Origin of the sequence: Pseudomonas sp. B14(2022) (genome assembly GCF_012030485.1) — a bacterium.
Taxonomy (GTDB): domain Bacteria; phylum Pseudomonadota; class Gammaproteobacteria; order Pseudomonadales; family Pseudomonadaceae; genus Aquipseudomonas.
Genome location: NZ_JAAUVM010000026.1, coordinates 26000 through 47806, shown reverse-complemented (window position 1 = coordinate 47806; position 21807 = coordinate 26000). Strand labels below are relative to the sequence as shown.

Below are 21807 nucleotides of genomic sequence, written 5' to 3'. Positions count from 1 at the left end.
CAACAATTTCGATCGAGCACTTCGAGGACAACAACAATGATTATTTACGGTGTGGCGTTTTTGGCGCTCTGCACGTTGGCCGGCCTGTTTGTCGGTGAGCTGCTGGGTAAATGGATGGGTATCCCGGCCAACGTAGGCGGGGTGGGTATCGCCATGCTGCTGTTGATCGGCCTGGGCAGTTATCTCAGCAAACGTGGCTGGTTTACCAGCAAATCGGAGCCGGGCGTGAGCTTTTGGGCGGCGATTTATATCCCGATCGTGGTGGCCATGGCTGCCCAGCAGAACGTGTATGGCGCCATCAGTGGCGGGCCCATGGCGATATTGGCCGGGACGGTTGCCGTGGTATTGGGATTTGCCCTGGTGCCCGTACTGACGCGTATCGGCAACCATGAGCCGAGCGCAGTTGTTCCCACCAAAGAAGCCGGGTGATCGCCATGTACGAATCCATGATGAAAGTGATCACCGGTTACGGACTGATCAGCGGTTTCGCGGTGATCGGCCTGACCATGTGGGTGTCCTACTGGATTTCCGACACGTTTACCAAAGGCCGCCTGCACGGCTCGGCCATCGCCATTTTGCTGGGGCTGGTGCTGTCGTATGTGGGCGGTGCCTTCACCGGTGGCTCCAAAGGGGTAGTGGATATTCCATTGTTGTCGGGCATCGGCCTGTTGGGTGGGGCGATGCTGCGCGACTTCGCCATCGTTGCCACCGCTTTTGGCGTGAGTGTCGATGAGTTGAAGCGCGCCGGATACGTCGGCGTGTTGGCGCTGTTTGTCGGCGTGGGGTCTTCATTCGTGGCGGGGGTCGGGGTGGCCATGGCGTTCGGCTATACCGATGCGGTGAGCCTTACCACCATTGGCGCGGGTGCCGTGACCTACATCGTCGGCCCGGTCACCGGCGCGGCGATTGGTGCCAGTTCCGAGGTGATGGCGTTATCCATTGCCGCAGGGTTGATCAAAGCCATTCTGGTGATGGTGATGACACCGTTTGTGGCGCCCCTGATCGGCTTGAACAACCCGCGCAGCGCGGTGATTTTTGGCGGGTTGATGGGCACCTCCAGCGGCGTGGCGGGCGGGTTGGCGGCGACTGATCCCAAGCTGGTGCCTTATGGCTGTCTGACGGCGGCATTCTATACGGCGCTGGGATGCTTGCTGGGGCCGTCGCTGTTGTTTTTGATGATGCGCGGATTGGTGGGCTGACCTGCCCCCAATCGCGGAGTGTCAGGCTGTCCCCTGCCGATTGGCATACATCCGACACTCCGCCAACAACGCCAGTAAGTTCGGATCACGCTCCTTGGCCTTCAGAAACACCACCCCGATATGCTGCTGCAACCGATACCGGGGTTGCAGCGGTATCAGCTTCACGCGGTTTTCATACACCGCCGCAATCCGCCCCGGCAGCAACGCATAACCCACCCCCGAACTGACCATGCTCAGCAGTGTGAAGATGTCATTCACCTGCATCGCCACCTTCGGCTCGAACCCCGCCTGCTTGAACACGCGGTTGCCGTCCTGGTGGGTGGCGAAGCCTTGGGTGAGGGTGATGAAGGTGGCATCGCGCACGTCGGCGAGGTCGATTTCCTGGTCGCGGTCGAAGGGCGAGTCGGCCGGGGTGGCGAGGAAAATGTCGTCGGAGAACAGCGCAATCTGTTCGCAGTCGGGGTCGTTGGCGTGTTCGTCGAGGGAGATGAGGATCGCGTCGACTTCCATGTTCTTGAGCTTGTACAGCAGGTCGAAATTGGAGCCGAGGATCAGGTCGATATTGAGTTCGCTGCGCCTGATTTTCAGGCCCATGATCAGTTGCGGCACGGTCTTGACCGTCAGCGAATACAGCGAGCCGAGCTTGAAGCGTTCGGCAGAGAAACCGGCGGCTTCGCGGGTCAGGCGTACGCTGTCGACCACATCGGCGATCAGTTTCTGCGCGCGTTCTTCTAACACGTAGGCGCTTTCCAGCGGGGTGAGGTTGCGGCCCTCGTGTTTGAACAGCGGGCAGCGCAGGGCATTTTCCAGGGAGTGGATGGCGCGGTGCACGCTGACATTGCTGGTTTGCAGTTCGGCGGCGGCGCGGGCCAGGTTGCCGGTGCGCATGAATGCCAGGAAGATTTCCAGCTTTTTGAGGGTGAATTCTTCGTCGATCAGCATGGCCGTGGGCTCTTGTTCGAATGCGTCCGATTGTGCCCGCAAAACCGTGCGGCGTCCTCGGAACGTCACAAGACGCTTGCACTCTTATGCGCAAGGCTGGACGCTTGCCAGCCAGTCCCAGCGGCTACAGGAGGTCAGTGACAGATGTATCACGGGGAACGATTCAACGCCTGGAGCCATTTGCTCGGTGCGGTCGCGGCGTGTATTGGTGCCGTGTGGATGTTGGTGGTGGCGAGCCTGGACGGCAGCCCCTGGAAGATCGTCAGCGTGGCGATTTATGGCTTTACGCTGATGGTGCTGTACAGCGCGTCGACCGTGTACCACAGCGTCCAGGGGCGGCGAAAAGAGATCATGCAGAAGGTCGATCACTTTTCGATCTACCTGTTGATCGCCGGCAGCTACACACCGTTTTGCCTGGTGACGCTGAGAGGCCCGTGGGGGTGGACGTTGTTCGGCATCGTGTGGGGGCTGGCGGTGATCGGCATCCTGCAAGAGATCAAGCCGCGCTCCGAGGCGCGCATCCTGTCCATCGTGATTTATGCGGTAATGGGCTGGATCGTGCTGGTGGCGGTCAAGCCGCTGATTGCCGCGCTGGGGACGGCGGGGTTTACCTGGCTGGCGGCGGGCGGGGTGCTGTACACCGTCGGCATCATCTTCTTCGCCCTGGAGGATCGCCTGCGGCATTCCCATGGGATCTGGCATTTGTTTGTGATCGGCGGGAGCCTGCTGCACTTTGTGGCGATCATGCATTACGTGCTTTGAATGCGGGAGGGGCGGTGTCCTTAGAGGCGCCCCAATAACTCGCCTGCGCGCTTGCTCAGGATCTCCAACAGGTTTGCCAGCATATGCGGCGGTGGTTCATCGGCGCGGGTCAGGGCGTAGAGGGTGATCGGCAGCGGCGGTGTGAGCGTGCGGATGCAGGTGGTGGCCGTTGAGGCGCCCAACGCCGTGAACGGATCGATGACCGTCAAGCCGGCGCCGGATTCCACCATCGCCCGGGCCAGGGAATAGGTTTGCACTGAAATCGTCACTCGAGGCGGTGGGTCGACATGTTCCAGGTAGCTGTCGAGTTTCGCCGCCAGCGGGTCGGCGCTGGACAGGCCAATCAACGGCGCACCCGCCAGCTCAGCCAGTGGCAGCGCCTGATGCAGTGCTGCGTCTGGCCAGTAGTTTTTCGACGCCAGGGCCACCAACACGCCATTGGCCAGCACCTGTGTGGTCAACCCAGGATGGCCGGAGAAGTTGAGGGTCAACGCCAGGTCGATTTCACGCATCAGCAGTTTTTGCACCAGCTCGCGGCTATGGTCGCTGGACAGCTCGCACGCGATGTCCGGGTAGTCGCGCTTCCATTCCAGAATCGCCGGTGGCAACAGCGACAGCGCCAACGCCGGGATTGCGCCAACCCGCACGCTTTGCCCTGGGGCGCGGCGCAAGCTCTTGGCCAGGCGTCGCACACCTTGCAGGCTCTCGGTGACTTTCTCGACCTCGCTTTCCAGCGCCAGGGCTTCCGGCGTGGGCTGCAATTTACCGCGCACCCGCAGGAACAGCGGAAAGCCTAGCTGCAACTCGGCATGCTGCAACACCTTGGTCACCGCCGGTTGCGACACATGCAGCAACTGCGCAGCCGCACTGACGGAGCCGGTCTGGCGGATGGCCTGGAAGATTTCGATATGACGCAAGCGCATGGCAAGTCCATAACCTTTGTTTATAGGTGGTCCATCTTTATTCATTGTCGCTGGCCTGTCACCTGCGCCTACGCTTGAGTCTACTTATTCAAGGGCTGGAGGTCGGGATGGCCAGGCAGGTTTGCATCATTGGCGGTGGGGTTATCGGCCTGGCGAGTGCTTATGCGCTGGTGCGTGCCGGCCATGAAGTGACGGTGATCGATGCGCGCGACACCTTGGGCAGCGAAACCAGTTTCGCCAATGGCGGGCAATTGTCCTACCGCTATGTCGCACCGCTGGCTGATGCGGGAGTGCCGCTGCAGGCGATTGGCTGGTTACTGCGCGGTGACTCGCCGCTGAAGCTGCGCCCCCGCCTGGACCCTCAGCAATGGCGCTGGATGGCCGCCTTTATCGGCGCCTGCCGGGGCTCGGTGAACAAGCGTAATGCCGCCCATTTGCTACGCCTGGCAAGCCTGAGTCAAAACACCCTGCAGCAATGGCGCGTCGACGATCGCTTGGACGCTTTCAACTGGCGGCGTAATGGCAAGCTGGTGACCTTTCGTAATGCCGACACCTTTGAGCGCGCGCGCAGCAAGGTCACCGATATCCTGCAACAACAGGTACTGTCGACGCTGGATTGTGCGCGCCTGGAGCCGGCGCTGGCGCAGGCGGCGGAGGAGTTTGTCGGGGGGATCTACACGCCGAATGAGGAAGTGGCGGACTGTCATGCCTTCTGCCAACAGCTGGCGGCACGCCTTGAAGCGTCGGGGCGCTGCACCTTTTTGCTGGGGCGCAAGGTCACCGGGATTCGCCATGCGGGTGGCGCGGTGCAGGCCATCGAGTTGGGTGGCGAAGTGATGCCAGTGGAACACCTGGTGCTCGCGGCCGGTCATCGCAGCGCCGAGTTGGCGTTGCCGGGGTTGTCATTGCCACTGTATCCGCTCAAGGGCTACAGCCTCAGCGTGCCGATTGGCGCGCAGCACCAAGCGCCGAATGTGAGCATTACCGACTACGACCGCAAGATTGTCTACGCGCGTATTGGCGAACAACTGCGGGTGGCGGCTATGGTGGATATCGTCGGCTTTGACGCCAGCCTTGAGCCCAAGCGCCTGGCGCTGATGAAACGTCAGGCGATCGAGACATTTCCTACAGCTGGCGACTATGCCCATGCCGTGGAATGGGCCGGTATGCGCCCGGCCACCCCGACCGGTGTGCCGCTGATTGGCCCCAGTGTCTATCGCAACCTGTGGCTGAACCTGGGCCACGGCGCCCTCGGCTTTACCCTGGCGTGTGGCAGCGGCCAATTACTGGCCGAACTGATCGACCACCACCTACCTTCCATTGATATGCAGGGCCTGGCGCCCCGCGCTGCATAAGGATGCTTCCATGACCATCAACCGAATCAGCAGCAACGACCGACTGTCCGGCGCCGTCACGTTCAAGGATCTGGTATTCCTTTCGGGCCAGGTGCCCGGCGAAGGCCAGGATGTGGCGACGCAAACCCGCGAAGTGCTGGCCAAGGTCGATGCGCTGCTGGCCCAGGCCGGCAGTGACAAGGATCATTTGCTGAACGCGACCATTTACTTGAAAGACATCGGCAGCGGTTTCGCGCCGATGAATGACGTATGGGCCGCCTGGCTATCGCCGGGGATGGCGCCGACGCGCACCACCTTGCAGGCGGAACTGGCACGGCCGAGTGTGCTGGTGGAAATCAGCGTGATAGCTGTACGTAAATAACGTTAAAGACCAACGGAGAATAACAATGAAAAAAATCCTGTTGACCGGCTGCACCCTGGGCCTTTTGCTGGGGGCACACGCCCATGCCAATCAGGCGCCGCTGGACGGTACGCTGGGCAAGATCGCCAACGCCAAGTCCATCACCCTGGGTTATCGCGACGCGTCGGTGCCGTTTTCCTACGTGGGCGATCACAGCGGCAAGCCGATGGGCTATTCGGTGGACCTGGCCAGCAAGATCGTCGAGCGTATCCAGCAGAAAACCGGGGTGGCCGACCTTAAGGTGAAGTACAACCTGGTGACCTCTCAGACGCGCATTCCGCTGGTGCAGAACGGCACTGTCGACCTGGAGTGCGGTTCCACCGGGGTGACCGCCGAGCGGCAGAAACAGGTGGCGTTTTCCTACGGGTTTATTTACGTGAAAGGCCAGTTGCTGACGGCTAAAGACAGCGGCATCAAGGGCTTCGCCGACCTGGGGGGCAAGAACGTGGTGACCACCGCCGGCACCACCAACGAGCGTTTTCTCAAGCGTTACAACGCCGAGCACAAGAGCAATATGTTCGTCATCAGCGCCAAGGACCACGGCGAGGCATTCAAGATGCTCGAGACGGGCCGCGCGGCCGCGTTCTATATGGACGATGCATTGCTCTACGGCGAACGCGCCAAAGCCCGCGACCCGCATAACTGGGTGGTGGTGGGCGAGGAACAGTCGCGGGAGATCTACAGCTGCATGGTGCGCAAGGATGACCCGCAGTTTCTCGCGGTGGTCAACGAGACCCTCGGCGACCTGTACCGCTCGGGGGAGATCAACGGGATTTACCAGCGCTGGTTTGAACAGCCGATTCCGCCCAAGGGCTTGAACCTGGAATTCCCGATGACCAGTGAGTTGAAGGCGATCATTGCCAAGCCGATCAGCGATCCGGTGGACTGATCACCTCCCACAGTTAGAAGTCGCCCCAGAGTTGTTGGGCGACGGTCAACGCGACGACGGGCGCAGTCTCGGTGCGCAACACGCGGGGGCCGAGGCGGGCGGCGTGGAAGCCGGCGCCTTGGGCGGTGTCGACTTCGTTGTCGGTCAGCCCACCCTCGGGCCCGATCAGAAACGCCAGGCTCGCAGGCTTGGCATGGCTGACCATTGGCTCGGCCACCGGGTGCAGCACCAGCTTCAGATCCGCCTCGACCTGCTTCAACCAGTCTGCCAGCAGCAACGGCGGATGAATCACCGGCACCGTCGAACGCCCGCATTGCTCACACGCGCTGATCGCTACCTGGCGCCAGTGCAGCAGGCGTTTGTCGGCGCGTTCGTCCTTGAGGCGCACTTCGCAGCGGTCGCTGAAGATCGGCGTGATGGCGTTGACGCCCAGCTCGGTGGCTTTCTGGATCGCCCAATCCATGCGCTCGCCCCGGGACAGGCCCTGGCCGAGGTGGATGTGCAGCGGCGATTCGGCCTGGCCGGCGAAGCTTTCCGTCAGTTGCACGGTGACGCGTTTTTTACCGACTTCCAGCAGACTGCCCAGGAACTCCTGGCCGGAACCGTCGAACAATTGCACGGCGTCACCTTCGCCCATGCGCAGTACGCGGCTGATGTAGTGCGCCTGGGCTTCGGGCAGTTCGTGATCGCCGAGGCTCAGCGGGGTGTCGGTGAAAAAGCGGGACAGTCTCATTTCTGTTCTCTGGAAAAAGGTGTAGGTGTGCCGGCAATCAACCCGGATCGCGGAAGCCGGGGTGGAAGTCCTTCGGCACCGCCACGCTGACTTTGCTGTTGGTGGCGATGTCGATGCCCTCGCTGGCAACTTCGGCGAGGAAGTCGATTTGCTCCGGCGTAATCACGTAGGGCGGCAGGAAATACACCACGCTGCCCAGCGGCCGCAACAGCGCGCCGCGTTCCAGGGCGTGTTCGAATACCTTCAGGCCACGGCGTTCCTGCCACGGGTAAGCGGTCTTGGTGGCCTTGTCCTGGACCATTTCGATGGCCAGCACCATGCCGGTCTGGCGTACTTCCGAGACATGCGGATGGTCGACCAGGTGCGCCGTTGCGGTGGCCATGCGCTGGGCCAGGGCCTTGTTGTTTTCGATGACGTTGTCTTCTTCGAAAATATCCAGGGTTGCCAGGGCCGCCGCGCACGCCAGCGGGTTGCCGGTGTAGCTGTGGGAGTGCAGGAAGGCGCGCAGGGTCGGGTAGTCGTCGTAGAACGCGTCGTAGACGTCATCGGTGGTGACCACGGCGGCCAACGGCAGGTAGCCGCCCGTCAGTGCCTTGGACAAACACAGGAAGTCCGGACGGATGCCGGCCTGTTCACAGGCGAACATGGTTCCGGTGCGGCCGAAGCCCACGGCGATTTCATCGTGGATCAGGTGCACGCCATAGCGGTCGCAGGCCTCGCGCAGCAGCTTGAGGTACACCGGGTGGTACATGCGCATGCCGCCAGCGCCCTGGATCAGCGGCTCGACGATCACGGCGGCGACGGTGTCGTGGTGCTCGGCCAGGGTCTGCTCCATGGCCATGAACAGGTTGCGCGAGTGTTCTTCCCAGCTCATGCCCTCGGGGCGCAGGTAGCAATCGGGGCTCGGCACCTTGATGGTGTCCAGCAGCAGCGCCTTGTAGGTCTCGGTAAACAGCGGCACGTCGCCCACCGACATCGCGGCGATGGTTTCGCCGTGGTAGCTGTTGGTGAGGGTGACGAAACGTTTTTTGTCCGGCAGGCCACGGTTGAGCCAATAGTGAAAGCTCATCTTCAGCGCGACTTCGATGCACGACGAACCGTTATCGGCGTAGAAGCAGCGGGTCAGGCCCTCGGGGGTCATCTTTACCAGGCGCTCGGACAACTCGATCACCGGCTGGTGGCTGAAACCGGCGAGGATCACGTGTTCCAGTTGGTCGACCTGGTCCTTGATGCGCTGGTTGATGCGCGGGTTGGCGTGGCCGAAGACGTTGACCCACCAGGAGCTGACGGCGTCGAGGTAGCGCTTGCCTTCGAAGTCTTCCAGCCAGACGCCTTCCCCGCGCTTGATCGGGATCAGCGGCAGTTGCTGGTGGTCTTTCATCTGGGTGCAGGGATGCCACAGCACCGCGAGGTCGCGTTGCATCCACTGGTTGTTCAAGCCCATCGGTGATCTCCTCGAAGCGGTCCTGCGAGCGGCGCAGGCGAAACAATCGCGCAAGCCTATGCAATGGTGGCCCGGGTCACAAGCCATTGTGGGGAATTCGGAGTAAACGTAGGACGGACTGTCACGTTTCTTAGGAATAGTCCTTAATCCTTGGTTAACTTACTGTGCATACGCTCCAGATCGTATTTCTCGATATTTCAAAGCAAAATTTTCCGCTTTAATTCGATAGGTAAATCGCTAGTCTTGGGCGCAGCTCTTACGGGATTAAGTACATGCAGCTACGTAACTCTCCGGCCCGTTATGGCTGGGTCAGTATGGTTTTGCACTGGGGCGTGGCCCTGGTGGTGTTCGGGCTGTTCGCCCTGGGCTTGTGGATGGTCGGTCTCGACTATTACAGCGCCTGGCGCAAAGAAGCACCGGACCTGCACAAGAGCATTGGCATCACGCTGTTCGCCATCATGCTGGTACGAATCGTCTGGCGCCTGATCAGCCCGCCGCCTCCGCCGCTGGCCAGTTACAGCCGCTTGACCCGCATCGGTGCCGCGTTCGGCCACGCGTTCCTTTATCTCGGGCTGTTTGCCGTGATGATCGCCGGTTACCTGATTTCCACCGCAGACGGTGTCGGTATCCCGGTGTTTGGCCTGTTTGAAATTCCTGCCGTGGTTTCCGGTCTACCGGACCAGGCAGACACCGCTGGCGTGGTGCACCTGTACCTCGCTTGGGTGTTGGTAGTCTTCGCCGGCTTGCACGGCGTGGCTGCGTTGAAACACCACTTTATCGATCGTGATGCGACCCTCACGCGAATGCTGGGGCGCAAAGCCTGATGTTCAACCTCGACTCACAAGGAATAGAAAGCATGTTGAAGAAGACCCTCGCCGCTCTGGCAATCGGTACAGCGCTGCTGTCTGCAGGTCAGGTGATGGCCGCTGACTACAAAATCGACAAGGAAGGCCAACACGCCTTCATCGACTGGAAAATCAGCCACCTGGGCTACAGCTACATCCACGGTACCTTCAAGGACTGGGATGGTACGTTCAGCTGGGATGCCGCCAAGCCTGAAGCCAGCAAAATCGCAGTCGACGTGAAAACCGCCAGCCTGTGGTCCAACCACGCTGAACGTGACAAGCACATCGCCAGCAAGGATTTCCTGGACGTTGCCAAGTTCGCGGACGCCAAGTTCGTGTCCACCGCGGTTAAATCCACCGGCGAAAAAACTGCTGACGTGACGGGCGACCTGACCTTCCACGGCGTGACCAAGCCTGTGACCTTCAAGGCTACGTTCAACGGTGAAGGCAAGGATCCATGGGGCGGCGAACGTGCTGGCTTCAACGCCAAGACCACGCTGGACCTGAACGACTTCGGCATCAAAGGCCCAGGCCCGACTTCCCAGACTGTCGACCTGGACATCTCGCTGGAAGGCGTGAAAGCGAAGTAATGCTTCGCAGGTAGGAGCGAGCAAGCTCGCTCCTACAGGCAAAAAAAACCCGTATCTCGCGATACGGGTTTTTTTTATGCCTCGCGGTTGCGGGTCAGCAATGCCGGTTTTTCACCACGAGGACGGCCTGGCAGTTGATCCAACTGCTCAGGTGTCGGGAAGCGATCAGCCTTCGACTCCTTGTGGATGATCTTTGGCGCCGGACCACCGCGCGGGTTCTGCACGGCTGGCTCGGACAGCCGCGGCTGGTCATCACGGGCCGGGCGGCGGTTGTTGCTGCGTGAGTCTTCGCGACGCGCCTGGCCATCACGCGGTGCACCGTTACGCGGGCCGCTGCGCTTGGCCGGCGGGGTGCCGGTCGTGCCGCCGCTGCTGTTGCGCGGGCCGTTCTGACGACCGCCCTGAGGCTGGCCGCCACGTGGAGCGCCAGTCCCGGCAGCTGCGCCCGGCGCCGGAGCACCTGGACGACGGCCACGGCCCTGGGCCGGTTTGGCCTGGGGTACGTAGTCAACGCGGTTACCAAAGTTATCCACGTCGTCGTCGAGGAACTCGTCGGGGGCGCGGTCGGCTGTGGCACGTGGCGGCTGGCTCGGCTGGCGCTGTTCGCGGGCCGGGGTGCCTTCACGGGGCTTCTGCTCGCGGGCTGGGCGTTCGCCACGGCCGTTGGTGGGCGCTTTTTCCTTGCCGCCTTTGTCTTTGCCCTTGTCGCGACGACCACCGCCACCACCGCCGCCATTCGGGCCATCGCCCTTTGGACCGCGTGGGTTACGTGGGTTGCGCACGTCCGGACGTTCACGCACTTCAGGCTTCTCGGCCTCAACGGCGCTGGCATCGAAGCCCATCAGGTCACCATCGGCGATTTTCTGCTTGGTCATGCGTTCGATGCTTTTCAGCAGTTTCTCTTCGTCCGGAGCAACCAGGGAAATGGCTTCACCCGAACGACCGGCACGGCCGGTACGGCCGATACGGTGCACGTAGTCTTCGTCGACGTTTGGCAGCTCGAAGTTGACCACGTGTGGCAACTGGTCGATGTCCAGGCCGCGTGCGGCGATATCGGTGGCGACCAGGATGCGCACTTCACCGGCCTTGAAGTCGGCCAGGGCTTTGGTGCGCGCGTTCTGGCTCTTGTTGCCGTGGATGGCAACGGCGGTGAGGCCGTGCTTGTCCAGGTACTCGGCCAGGCGGTTGGCGCCGTGCTTGGTGCGGGTGAACACCAGCACCTGTTCCCAGGCGCCGGCAGTGATCAGGTGCGCCAGCAATGAACGCTTGTGGCTGGCAGCCAGGCGGAATACGCGTTGCTCGATACGCTCGACCGTGGTGTTCGGCGGCGTGACTTCGATACGTTCCGGGTTGTGCAGCAGCTTGCCGGCCAGGGCAGTGATGTCTTGGGAGAACGTTGCCGAGAACAGCAGGTTCTGACGTTTGGCCGGCAGGCGGGCGAGGACCTTCTTCACGTCATGGACAAAGCCCATGTCGAGCATGCGGTCGGCTTCGTCCAGCACGAGGATTTCCACGTGGGACAAATCGACGCTGCCTTGGCCGCACAGGTCGAGCAAACGACCGGGGCACGCCACCAGCACGTCAACACCGCGGGACATGGCCTGAACCTGTGGGTTCATGCCGACGCCGCCGAAGATGCAGGCGCTGACGAACTTCAGGTCGCGGGCGTACAGCTTGAAGCTGTCGTGCACCTGGGCGGCGAGTTCGCGGGTAGGGGTCAGGACCAGTACGCGCGGTTGACGCGGGCCGTGACGCTGGGATTTGTCCGGGTGACCGTTGGGGAACAACCGCTCCAGAATCGGGAGGGCGAAGCCGCCGGTTTTACCAGTACCTGTCTGAGCCGCAACCATCAGGTCGCGACCTTGCAACACGGCGGGAATAGCCCGCTGTTGCACCGGAGTAGGCTCGGTATAGCCCGCTGCCTCGATGGCGCGGACTAAAGCCTCGGAGAGACCGAGGGAAGCAAAGGACATGAGTAATCCTGTTTTAGTTAGGGCTTGGCCCAAAGGGATAATCTTGCCGGGCGTGAATGGCGCTTAGGGGAGCGCAATCCCGTCCGGTCCTGCTGCGTCTGGCGGGCACTCCACCGGCTCGCGCGGGCTGAAAGCTGCGCAGTAGCGGGGTTGGGTGCCTTTTTCAGGACCTCAGCGGCCGGGCGTGAGCCTGGCGGAAAGGCCGGAGTATAACAGAGCAATCACGGCGCGCTGCTTTCCTGCTGCTCAACGGTGCCTCCGGGCGCTGTTTTGGCTTGGATTCCACCATATTTGGCGCTCAAGGCGGCATAGGCCGGCTCCTGTTTGAAACGCTTGAGTTCGGCGGCAAAGCGTTGCACCAGCAGGTCCATCCCCGCGCCACGGCGAACGGCAAGGTATTGCTGCTGGCGGCTGACCACAACGGGAGCCTGGCTGACCTTGTCCTCCAGGCCCAGCGTCTTGATCACATGCTGGCCGACCCTGCGGTCGGTGATCGCCAGGTCGATGCGCCCCAGCAGCAATTTGCCGAAGTTGGCCTCATGGCTGGGGGCCGGCTCGCGGTTGAACGCGGCAGAGTCGCTGAAGGGGGCGCTGTACAGGTAGCCTGGGGACGTGCCGACAGTCAGGCCGCCAAGGTCGTCAAGGCTTTGGACCGGGTAAGGGCGCTCGTTGGCGTAGAACATCACGAACTCCACTTCCGACAACGGTTCGCTGGGGTACAGCAGCAGCGCGTCGCGGTCGTGACTGTGGAAAATATCCAGTGCGCCATCGGCATTGCCCTGGTCAAGCATGGCCAGACAGCGCTTCCAGGGCAGGAACTGCCATTGCACATCGACCCCCAGGCGCTGGAACACGATCACCGTGGTTTCGTAGTCCAGCCCGCGCATGGCGCCGTGTTCTTCATACACGTAAGGCGCCCAGGGCTCGGTGACAATGCGCAATTTCTCGCCATAAGCGGCCAGGCTCAAGCAAGTAAAAAGCGCAGCGGTCAACAGCTTCAGAATGACGGGCATGCCCCGAGGTTACGACGCCCGCGCGCTAAAGAGAAGCTCTGGCACAAGCATCTGCGGGCAGCGCTATTTTGTCGGTGAAGTCATCAGGTGTGCGTAGATGGCTGCACGTCGCTCGCCCAGAATCAGGCGCACCACAGGGTTGGCGAACCAATGTTCGAGCTGGTGCGCGTCGACCGGGCATTTTTGCCGCTCTTCCTGATTCTGCAGGGCCTTGTCCCACCAGACCGGGCCACAGGCCTGGTCGAATTCATTTTCGTGCTCGTAGCAGCCGTAGAGGATTTCGCGGATGAACTGCTGCTTGCGTTTGGGCAAGGCCAAGGTGATCAGCTTGTACATCAAGCGCTGCAGGCGCGGCGGACGAGGCAGGTGGGCAGACACATTGCGGGTGTCGGCCAGGGCCTTGGCGCAGATGGGGTCTGCGGCGTGCTTGGTGATCCAAGCCTTTACCTTGGCGCGGAACAGCTGCTTGCGGCTCCAGTAATGGTGGATCAGGTCGGGACACTGGCGCACGTTGAGCGTGCGGTACACGGCCACTGACAGGCAGAATTCTTCCAGGGTGTAGGCGCCCCGGGCCATCGGGAACAGTTCGTCCATCAACTCGATCGAGCGATCAAGGATGTGCGCGTCTTGCCGGGCCAGGCCCATGACGCCGGAGTTGAGCAGCCACATGTCGTCGTCGGCCAGGCCTTTGTCTGCGAGGTGCTTGGCCATGGTTTCATACAGCACGCTTTCGCGGTTGTCGCCGTACTTGGCCTGGAAGGCATTGCACAGCACGGTACCGGGCGCGACGCGTTCGAACAGCGCCATGGGCGAGTCGTGGAAAAAAGTGTCGGTGTCGATCAACAGCGCGCGCTCCGCTGTTTCCAGCACCTGGCGCAACAGCACATGTTTGGTGCGGAAGTGGTAGCCGTGGGGCTCGCTCCAGCGTCTGCGCGTGGCGTCGTCCAGCGTGTGAACCTGTACCGGCAAGCCGCGATAGGGGGCCGGGTTGTCGCTGAACACCTGGATGTCCAATGGCATGTCCTGGGGGCCGCCCAGTTGGGCCAGGGCACTGGCGATGCTGAATACGGCTTCCTGATGATAGGTCTCGGCGCCGAATACCAAGTACACCAGTTGCGGGCGGAGAGTCGGGGACGCTGTATTCATGTACTGCAGGCTTCCTTTCCGGAGATATATAGACGAAAAAAACCCCCGTAATAACGAGGGCCGGGTACAGCGATTAAAACAGCCTAGCGTGGCAGTTTAAGGTTGTTCCAGATCGCGAGGCTTGGTTCAGCCTGGTTCAGGGTATAGAAGTGCAGGCCTGGCGCGCCACCTTGTAACAATTTTTCACACATATTGCTGATCACCTGCTCGCCGAACGCCTGGATGCTCTTAACGTCATCGCCATAGGCTTCCAGTTGCTTGCGCACCCAGCGTGGGATCTCTGCACCGCAGGCGTCAGAGAAGCGCGCCAGCTTGCTGTAGTTGGTGATCGGCATGATGCCCGGCACGATCGGGATGTTCACGCCCATGGCCTGTACACGCTCGACGAAGTAGAAATAGCTGTCGGCGTTGAAGAAGTACTGGGTGATCGCGCTGTCGGCGCCGGCGTTGGCCTTGCGTACGAAATTCTGCAGATCGTCTTCGAAATTGCGCGCCTGGGGGTGCATCTCCGGGTAAGCGGCCACTTCGATATGGAAGTGATCGCCGCTTTCTTCGCGAATGAAGCTCACCAGGTCATTGGCGTGGCGCAGCTCACCGCTGGCCATGCCCATGCCGGACGGCAAGTCGCCACGCAGGGCAACGATGCGCTTGATGCCGGCGGCCTTGTATTGGGTGAGTAGGCCGCGCAGATCGGCCTTGCTGTCGCCCACGCAGGACAAATGCGGAGCGGCGGGAATTTTGACTTCGCTTTCAAGTTGCAACACGGTGTTGATCGTACGATCACGCGTCGAACCGCCCGCGCCGTAGGTGCAGGAGAAGAAGTCGGGGTTGTAAGTGGCCAACTGCTTGGCAGTCGCCATCAGTTTTTCATGCCCAGCATCGGTCTTGGTGGGGAAGAACTCGAAGCTGTAGCGACGGTCTTGGGACATGGTCATACCCTTTGAAACTCAGAAGCCGACTGTGCAACCCATCTGCACTGTAGGCGCGAGCTTGCTCGCGAAGAACGTCAACGATAACGCGTAGAAACAGGATGTACGCGGTGTCCTTGAGTTTTTCGCGAGCAGGCTCGCTCCTACAGGTAGAGCAGGTTGGGCTGATTACTTAGTAGCGATAAGCGTGCGGCTTGAACGGACCTTCGACGGTCACGCCGATGTAGTCGGCCTGGGTCTTGGTCAGCTGAGTCACCACGCCGCCGAAGCCGCGGACCATTTCCAGGGCCACTTCTTCGTCGAGTTTCTTCGGTAGTACTTCCACGGTCAGGCGCTCGGCTTTCTGGGCTGGCGACAGGTCGGCGTATTTCTGGCCGAACAGGAAGATCTGGGCCAGTACCTGGTTGGCGAACGAGCCGTCCATGATGCGGCTTGGGTGGCCGGTGGCGTTGCCCAGGTTAACCAGGCGGCCTTCAGCCAGCAGGATCAGGTAGTCGTCGTTCTGCGGGTCGAAAGCGCCAGCGCCGGTACGGTGAACCTTGTGTACCTGCGGCTTCACTTCTTCCCATGCCCAGTTCTTGCGCATGAAAGCGGTGTCGATCTCGTTGTCGAAGTGACCGATGTTACACACCACGGCACGCTTTTTCAGGGCCTTGAGCATATTGGCATCGCAGACGTTGACGTTACCGGTGGTGGTCACGATCAGGTCGATCTTGCCCAGCAGGGCCTTGTCGATGCTTGCTTCGGTGCCGTCATTGACGCCATCGATGAACGGCGAAACCACTTCGAAACCGTCCATGCAGGCTTGCATGGCGCAGATCGGGTCGACTTCGGAGACTTTAACGATCATGCCTTCCTGGCGCAGGGACTGGGACGAACCCTTGCCCACGTCGCCGTAGCCGATCACCAGGGCTTGCTTGCCCGACAGCAGGTGGTCGGTGCCGCGCTTGATGGCATCGTTCAGGCTGTGACGGCAGCCGTACTTGTTGTCGTTCTTGCTCTTGGTCACGGAGTCGTTGACGTTGATGGCCGGGATTTTCAGCTCGCCCTTGGCCAGCATGTCCAGCAGGCGGTGCACGCCGGTGGTGGTCTCTTCGGTCACGCCGTGGACGCGGTCGAGGATCTGCGGGTACTTCTTGTGCAGCAGCTCGGTCAGGTCGCCGCCGTCGTCGAGGATCATGTTGGCATCCCAAGGCGCGCCATCTTTCAGGATGGTTTGCTCCAGGCACCACTCGTACTCTTCTTCGGTCTCGCCTTTCCAGGCGAATACCGGGATACCGGCAGCGGCGATGGCGGCAGCGGCCTGGTCTTGAGTCGAGAAGATGTTGCAGGACGACCAACGCACTTCGGCGCCCAGGGCCACCAGGGTTTCGATCAGTACGGCAGTCTGGATGGTCATGTGGATGCAGCCGAGGATCTTCGCGCCCTTGAGCGGTTGCTCGGCGGCGTACTTGCGACGCAGGCCCATCAAGGCTGGCATTTCGGATTCGGCGATAAAGGTTTCGCGACGGCCCCAGGCGGCGAGGGACATGTCGGCGACTTTGTAGTCGTTGAAATCTGCAGGCGTAATTACAGCGCTCATGAAGAGCCTCCATTCGTAGTGTGCGAATGGGCGCCGTTGTGCGTTTAGTATCAGGCCAGGGCAACCAGGCCGGACAACGCCCCATCCGAGCCTGACAGGTTGAACCTGCTGCAGCGCCCCTCGGACAGGTGGCGGGAGAAACGGTATCAACTGAAGATGACCGTTTTGAAGCGGTGGCGATTATAGCCGTGTACGCGATACTTCCCAAGCCTTTCTGTCGGCGGCATGCAGATCGCGCATGGGGTTGATAGGCATTGGCGCATAGAGCTTGGGGGCAGGCTCTGCCATGATGTTGCCCATCATTTGGCAAGACGCTTTGGAGTGACCATGAACTTCCACACCCGCAAATGGGTAAAACCTGAAGACCTCAACCCCAACGGCACCCTGTTCGGCGGCAGCCTGCTGCGCTGGATCGACGAAGAAGCGGCCATCTACGCCATCGTCCAACTGGGCAACCAGCGCGTGGTGACCAAATACATTTCCGAAATCAACTTTGTCAGCGCCTCGCGCCAGGGCGACATCATCGAACTCGGGATCACTGCCACCGAATTTGGCCGCACCTCCATCACCCTCACCTGTGAAGTGCGCAACAAGATCACCCGTAAAAGCATCCTGACTGTAGAGAAGATGGTCTTCGTCAACCTCGGCGAAGACGGCTTGCCCGCGCCCCACGGCCGTACCGAGATCAAGTATGTAAAGGACCAGTTCCAGGAAGATGACATTCGCGAATAATTACATGCCACCGGTTTGATTTCTGTTGCCAGGTTGTTCCGGGTGGATCTTTTCCAGGCTCTCTCGTCACTCAGGATTACACCCCCGCAGAGAGAGTCAGTGCATGAAAGTGCTCAATCCGGTCACTCCTGTTCAGTCTCATTTGCATGGAAATGCCGGAGTCAGCGCCGATCACACGGCGAAGACGTTGTTGGTGGACAGTGGCGGCGAGCGCAATCTGACCCTCCTTCGCGATCCTCAAGGGCGGGTGGAGGTGGTGTTATCGCCGCCGCCCGTCACGCATTTGGTGCTCAGTGGTGGTGGGGCCAAGGGCGTCGCTTTCTCGGGAGGCGTGCAGGCACTTGAAGACGCAGGGACACTGGAAGGCATTCGGGTGATCTCCGGTTCCTCCGCCGGCGCGATTTCCGCAGCTTTGGTTGCCAGTGGCATGGGGGCGGCAGCATTCGATGGGCTGTCGGACAACATCAATCTGCCCAGTCTGCTGAACAGCAAAGACCCTGTGACGGCCTGGTTGCAGGAAGCCAGTTCGACGCTTGGCAAGCATGTGGGGCGCTTGCCGGGCCTGGCCGGCAACATTTCCCAGTTGCTGATGACCCTGCTGCCACGTCTGAAAACCGCTGCCGTTCCGCTGGAGGAAATGATCCGCGACGAGTCGCGCAAGGCGCTTCTTGGTCATATTGCCGACACTCCCAGAGAAACCCGTCCCGCCGAAGTCATGTGCATTGCTGACAAGCTCAGTGCAGGTGGCGCGCCCACGTTTGCCGACCTTGAGGTGTTAAGTCGCAATATTCCAGCGGTCAAGCAACTCAATATCACGGGTACTGGCATGTTTGGTGGGCGCCCACAGTTGGTAGTGTTCAACAGCAGTTTGACTCCGGACATGGATATCGCCCGCGCCGCGCGTATTTCGGGTTCGTTGCCCGTACTGTTCAAAAGCCCTGTGGAACAAGGGCATGGCTTCCAGATGGCATCTGAAACCACGTCCTTTCAGGACGGTGGCCTGCTGCTCAATACACCAGCGTCAGGCGTGGTGGACCGTTTGTTTTCCGAGAGCCCCCTGAGCAAGTCTGAGTCGCTGATCATCAAGTTCGAGTCAGACCCCGTCGGGGCGCCAGCCCAACGTGGCGGTTTTTTCAGCAGCCTGGTCGACTGCATCACGGGAACACCCCACTCGGCCGCCGAGGCTTACCAGGATAAAAGGCTCGAAGCATTTGCCGACCAGACGCTGGCGTTGCCACTTAATACCGAAAAAGGCGATTTTCGCGGCCTGCTCAACGGTACGGTCAACTTCACCATGAAGGATGAGTACAAGCAGCACCTGCAGGAGAGGGCGCGTGAAGCGGTGGAGGGGCATCTGCAGCGTCGTGCCACGACGCGTGAGTCTCACTCGTTCGGTACGCTGGATGAAGCGGTGCTGGCGATGGATGATAAAACACTGGCCAGTGTGCAGCCGGCATTGCAGAAAGACACGGCCGCTACCAGTGTGCTGATGTTTCGAGAAGAAGCGAAGCAGGTGTTGCACGCCCTGGACCGTGCGATTGCTGCGGTCGAGAAGTCCCATGATGGCTTGCTGTTCACACCGAAGCTGTCGTCGGCAGTTCGTAATCTGGATGCACTTGCCCGCAGTCCCGAGAAGATCGAATGGTTGGGACGGCGCTTGAATGACCCTGACCAGCATAATTTCCAGGCGTTGCTGCAAGTGGCTGCCAAACGGGGGGCCGGCGAAGCTTCACCCTCTTCCAGGGTCATGACCTGCGCTGTCGCTGAAATGAAGCGGCGCGATATCGCGGTGAGTGCCGAGAGCTTTACGCGGGAGGTCATCTACCCATCGTTGTTCCGACCAGGCCAGCCGGCGTCGAATGTTGAACTGTTACAGCGCGCAGCCCGAGACTTGGCCGAGGCCACTTCGCCACTCGCGTTCAACCGTGTGCTCGATGACCTCAGCGAAAAATACCAGGCGCGCAACAAACCCTGGAGCACGCCTTCCAGTTCCACCACTGTGGAGATGGCCAAGGCTTGGCGCATGCCGGTTTAGTTGTCTGGTCACTGAACAGCTACCGCGCCAGCATGTCGTAGCTACAGGCACCCCTCGGACTCTGGAACATCATGGCTACCCACGAAGACGGCAAGACCCCCAACCTGTCGCAGGAAGAGCAACAGGACGTGGACAAGAACCAGCCACCCCGCGCCGCGGTGCTCCACGAAATCATCCGTACCCAGGGCGACCAGGAGTTGGAGCGCAGCGTCGCCGCCTTGTGGTGGTCGGCCCTGGCCGCAGGCTTGACCATGGGCCTGTCGTTGATGGCCATGGGGCTGCTCAATTCACGCCTGCCGGACGGCGAAGCGTTCAAGGTGATCGCCAGCTTCGGCTACTGCGCAGGCTTCCTCGCGGTGATCCTGGCGCGTCAGCAACTGTTCACCGAAAACACCCTGACCGCCGTGTTGCCGGTGATGAGCAAGCCTACACTGGCCAATGCCGGGCGGCTGATAAGGCTCTGGAGCGTGGTACTGGTGGGCAACCTGTGCGGCACGCTGTTGGTGGCGTATGTGATGCTGCACCTGCCGATCTTCGACACCAAGACCGACATGGCCTTCCTGGACATCGGGCGCAAGATCATGGAAAACGACGCCGGCCAGATGTTCGCCAAGGGCATCGTCTCCGGCTGGATGATCGCCACCATGGTGTGGATGATCCCTTCGATGGAAAGCGCCAAGATGTGGATCATCATTCTGATCACCTACCTGATGGCCCTGGGGGATTTCACCCATATCGTGGTGGGTTCGGCGGAAGTGTCATACCTGGTGTTTGCCGGTGAGCTGCCGTGGAAAGACTTCTGGCTCGTGTTTGCCGGCCCCACACTGGCCGGCAACATCATCGGTGGCAGCTTCATCTTTGCGCTGATCAGCCATGCGCAGATTCGTAGCGAAACCAAGGCACCTTCTGCAACTCACTCCGGCGCACGGGGGCAGCTTTCTCAGAGTAAGAAAAAGGCTTGATATTGCCCCGCAAAGACTCAAACGCGTTCTTTGCGGGGCACCTGGATCAGGACTTTCAGGCTTTGAGCGACGTGCTGGCAGAATCGGCGGCAATTGTGCGGTCAGGTGCCTTGAGTTGACCCTCCCACCGGGCAATCACCAATGGCGCCAGCGCGTTGCCCAGCACATTCAACGCTGTGACCGGCATATCCATCAGGCGATACACGCCTGCAATGATCGCCACTCCTTCCACGGGCAGACCCGCCGCAGTCAAGGTCGCGGTAAGGATGATAAACATGAAACCCGGCACGCCCGCCGCGCCCTTTGACGTCAACACCATGATCAATACCAGCATCCCCTGATCCGCCAGACTCAGGTCGATGCCATATGCCTGGGCGATGAACAACGTGCCCAACGCAGCAAAAAGCGATGCGCCATCCAGGTTGAACGAGTAGCCCAGCGGGATAACCATGCTGGTAATAGGGCGCGGAGCACCGTAGCGCTCCATTTTTTCGATCAATTGAGGCATTACTGTTGCTGACGCGGCGCTGCTGTAGGCCAGCAACAATTCACTGCGTATCTCCCGCACCAAGTGGAAAAAGCCGACCCCCGCCAATCGTGCAACTGCGCCCAATACGCACAATGCAAATAACAGCACTGCGACATAAGTTGTGCCGATCAGTTTGGCCAGCGGCAGCAAGGCACTGAGGCCAAAGCTGGCGACGGTAACTGCGATCAGCCCGAAAATGCCGATCGGCGAGTAATGCATGACCAGATGGGTGACTTTGAACATGGTGTCGGAGATGCCCTGCATCACACTGATCAGGGGGGCCTTGCGCTGCTCGGGCAGCATAGACAAGGCGCAGCCGAACAGGATGGCGAAAAACAGCACGGAGAGCAGCTTGCCCTGCGACATGGCCAAGACGATGTTATCCGGCACGATCGCCAATAGCGTTTGCCCCAGATTCTGCGTTTTGCCGTTGGCGGCCAGTTCTGTTACTGGCGTCTGCAACGTACTGCCAAATTCGGCACCTGAGCCGGGCTCGACGACGTTTCCAACGATCAGACCAAAGACGATTGCAATACTGGTGATCGTGAAGAAGTAAACGAAGGTCTTCACGCCAACGCGTCCCAAGGCGGCAGGATTTCCCATCCCGGCAATGCCGACGGTCATGCAAGCAAAGACCAAAGGTACGACGATCATCTTCATCAGCTTGATAAACAAGTCGCCTGCCGGTTGCAGCAGATTGTCAATGAACCACGTCTTGTGTTCGGGAAACTGGTTGAGAAGGATGCCGACGATTATCCCGGCGGCCAGACCGATCATGATGCGAGTCACAAGGCTGGTTGGTTTTTTGGTGGTCATGTAGGTGC

The 21807-nt window shown here is 60.6% G+C and carries 21 protein-coding genes and 1 riboswitch; of the genes, 11 read left to right on the top strand and 10 right to left on the bottom strand.

Translation table 11 applies throughout. The features are described 5' to 3' along the window. The first annotated feature begins 36 nt into the window (after positions 1–36). Both madL and madM read left to right on the top strand, forming a co-directional pair. Complete coding sequence (gene madL / locus HCF10_RS27130; RefSeq protein WP_145336891.1) at positions 37–429, top strand: malonate transporter subunit MadL; 393 nt, start codon at positions 37–39, stop codon at positions 427–429. Positions 430–434: 5 nt separating this feature from the next. Next, positions 435–1199, top strand: coding sequence for a malonate transporter subunit MadM (gene madM, locus HCF10_RS27125; RefSeq protein WP_131697483.1), 765 nt, complete (start codon positions 435–437; stop codon positions 1197–1199). A 21-nt stretch (positions 1200–1220) separates the two neighbouring features. Here the strand turns inward: madM and HCF10_RS27120 are convergent, their stop codons facing one another. Next, positions 1221–2141, bottom strand: coding sequence for a LysR family transcriptional regulator (locus HCF10_RS27120; RefSeq protein ID WP_131697482.1), 921 nt, complete (start codon positions 2139–2141; stop codon positions 1221–1223). A gap of 144 nt (positions 2142–2285) precedes the next feature. Here HCF10_RS27120 and trhA point away from each other — a divergent pair, with 144 nt between their 5' ends. After that, positions 2286–2903: a PAQR family membrane homeostasis protein TrhA gene (trhA, locus tag HCF10_RS27115; RefSeq protein WP_032884097.1), complete on the top strand. Its 618-nt coding sequence runs from the start codon at positions 2286–2288 to the stop codon at positions 2901–2903. Positions 2904–2923: 20 nt separating this feature from the next. Here trhA and HCF10_RS27110 read toward each other — a convergent pair whose 3' ends face one another. Continuing rightward, positions 2924–3826: a LysR family transcriptional regulator gene (locus tag HCF10_RS27110; protein ID WP_131697480.1), complete on the bottom strand. Its 903-nt coding sequence runs from the start codon at positions 3824–3826 to the stop codon at positions 2924–2926. Between the two features lie 107 nt (positions 3827–3933). Between HCF10_RS27110 and HCF10_RS27105 the strand changes: the two genes are divergently transcribed. Genes HCF10_RS27105 through HCF10_RS27095 form a run of 3 tightly spaced genes read left to right on the top strand, consistent with a single transcriptional unit; the run spans position 3934 to position 6470 of the window. Next, complete coding sequence (locus tag HCF10_RS27105; RefSeq protein ID WP_167656781.1) at positions 3934–5181, top strand: D-amino acid dehydrogenase; 1248 nt, start codon at positions 3934–3936, stop codon at positions 5179–5181. Positions 5182–5191: 10 nt separating this feature from the next. Beyond that, the gene (locus HCF10_RS27100; RefSeq protein WP_167656780.1) at positions 5192–5542 is read left to right on the top strand and encodes a RidA family protein; all 351 of its coding nucleotides are present in this window, start codon (positions 5192–5194) and stop codon (positions 5540–5542) included. Positions 5543–5567: 25 nt separating this feature from the next. Further along, positions 5568–6470 carry a transporter substrate-binding domain-containing protein gene (locus HCF10_RS27095; protein ID WP_131697477.1) on the top strand — a complete coding sequence of 301 codons (903 nt, stop codon included), beginning with the start codon at positions 5568–5570 and terminating at the stop codon, positions 6468–6470. Between the two features lie 13 nt (positions 6471–6483). On the opposite strand, the gene HCF10_RS27090 is transcribed toward HCF10_RS27095, so the two are convergent. Together HCF10_RS27090 and HCF10_RS27085 are read right to left on the bottom strand one after the other, a co-directional pair. Beyond that, complete coding sequence (locus HCF10_RS27090; protein ID WP_167656779.1) at positions 6484–7203, bottom strand: 16S rRNA (uracil(1498)-N(3))-methyltransferase; 720 nt, start codon at positions 7201–7203, stop codon at positions 6484–6486. A 37-nt stretch (positions 7204–7240) separates the two neighbouring features. After that, positions 7241–8647, bottom strand: a complete 1407-nt coding sequence (locus tag HCF10_RS27085) for an adenosylmethionine--8-amino-7-oxononanoate transaminase (RefSeq protein ID WP_145336889.1) — start codon at positions 8645–8647, stop codon at positions 7241–7243. A gap of 272 nt (positions 8648–8919) precedes the next feature. Between HCF10_RS27085 and HCF10_RS27080 the strand changes: the two genes are divergently transcribed. Both HCF10_RS27080 and HCF10_RS27075 read left to right on the top strand, forming a co-directional pair. Beyond that, entirely contained in the window at positions 8920–9471 is a 552-nt protein-coding gene (locus HCF10_RS27080) for a cytochrome b (protein ID WP_141607511.1), read from the top strand. Positions 9472–9503: 32 nt separating this feature from the next. Next, positions 9504–10082: a YceI family protein gene (locus HCF10_RS27075; RefSeq protein WP_131697473.1), complete on the top strand. Its 579-nt coding sequence runs from the start codon at positions 9504–9506 to the stop codon at positions 10080–10082. A 74-nt stretch (positions 10083–10156) separates the two neighbouring features. Here HCF10_RS27075 and HCF10_RS27070 read toward each other — a convergent pair whose 3' ends face one another. The 5 genes from HCF10_RS27070 to ahcY all read right to left on the bottom strand — a co-directional run bounded on the left by HCF10_RS27070 (position 10157) and on the right by ahcY (position 16725). Continuing rightward, positions 10157–12055: a DEAD/DEAH box helicase gene (locus tag HCF10_RS27070; RefSeq protein ID WP_131697472.1), complete on the bottom strand. Its 1899-nt coding sequence runs from the start codon at positions 12053–12055 to the stop codon at positions 10157–10159. Positions 12056–12276: 221 nt separating this feature from the next. Beyond that, complete coding sequence (locus HCF10_RS27065; RefSeq protein ID WP_145336888.1) at positions 12277–13068, bottom strand: substrate-binding periplasmic protein; 792 nt, start codon at positions 13066–13068, stop codon at positions 12277–12279. Positions 13069–13131: 63 nt separating this feature from the next. After that, entirely contained in the window at positions 13132–14214 is a 1083-nt protein-coding gene (locus tag HCF10_RS27060; protein WP_145336887.1) for a hypothetical protein, read from the bottom strand. A gap of 83 nt (positions 14215–14297) precedes the next feature. Beyond that, positions 14298–15143: a methylenetetrahydrofolate reductase [NAD(P)H] gene (gene metF, locus HCF10_RS27055; protein WP_131697470.1), complete on the bottom strand. Its 846-nt coding sequence runs from the start codon at positions 15141–15143 to the stop codon at positions 14298–14300. A gap of 172 nt (positions 15144–15315) precedes the next feature. Continuing rightward, complete coding sequence (ahcY, locus tag HCF10_RS27050; protein WP_053128057.1) at positions 15316–16725, bottom strand: adenosylhomocysteinase; 1410 nt, start codon at positions 16723–16725, stop codon at positions 15316–15318. 21 nt (positions 16726–16746) lie between these two features. Further along, positions 16747–16853: riboswitch (S-adenosyl-L-homocysteine riboswitch) on the bottom strand. A 199-nt stretch (positions 16854–17052) separates the two neighbouring features. On the opposite strand from ahcY, the gene HCF10_RS27045 reads away from it, so the two are divergent. From HCF10_RS27045 to HCF10_RS27035, 3 genes are all read left to right on the top strand, one after another. Then, positions 17053–17457, top strand: coding sequence for an acyl-CoA thioesterase (locus HCF10_RS27045; protein ID WP_167656778.1), 405 nt, complete (start codon positions 17053–17055; stop codon positions 17455–17457). A gap of 103 nt (positions 17458–17560) precedes the next feature. Beyond that, the gene (locus HCF10_RS27040; protein WP_167656777.1) at positions 17561–19492 is read left to right on the top strand and encodes a patatin-like phospholipase family protein; all 1932 of its coding nucleotides are present in this window, start codon (positions 17561–17563) and stop codon (positions 19490–19492) included. 71 nt (positions 19493–19563) lie between these two features. After that, positions 19564–20454, top strand: coding sequence for a formate/nitrite transporter family protein (locus HCF10_RS27035; RefSeq protein WP_131697467.1), 891 nt, complete (start codon positions 19564–19566; stop codon positions 20452–20454). Positions 20455–20509: 55 nt separating this feature from the next. On the opposite strand, the gene HCF10_RS27030 is transcribed toward HCF10_RS27035, so the two are convergent. Further along, entirely contained in the window at positions 20510–21799 is a 1290-nt protein-coding gene (locus HCF10_RS27030; RefSeq protein ID WP_237683191.1) for a cation:dicarboxylate symporter family transporter, read from the bottom strand. Positions 21800–21807: the final 8 nt, after the last annotated feature.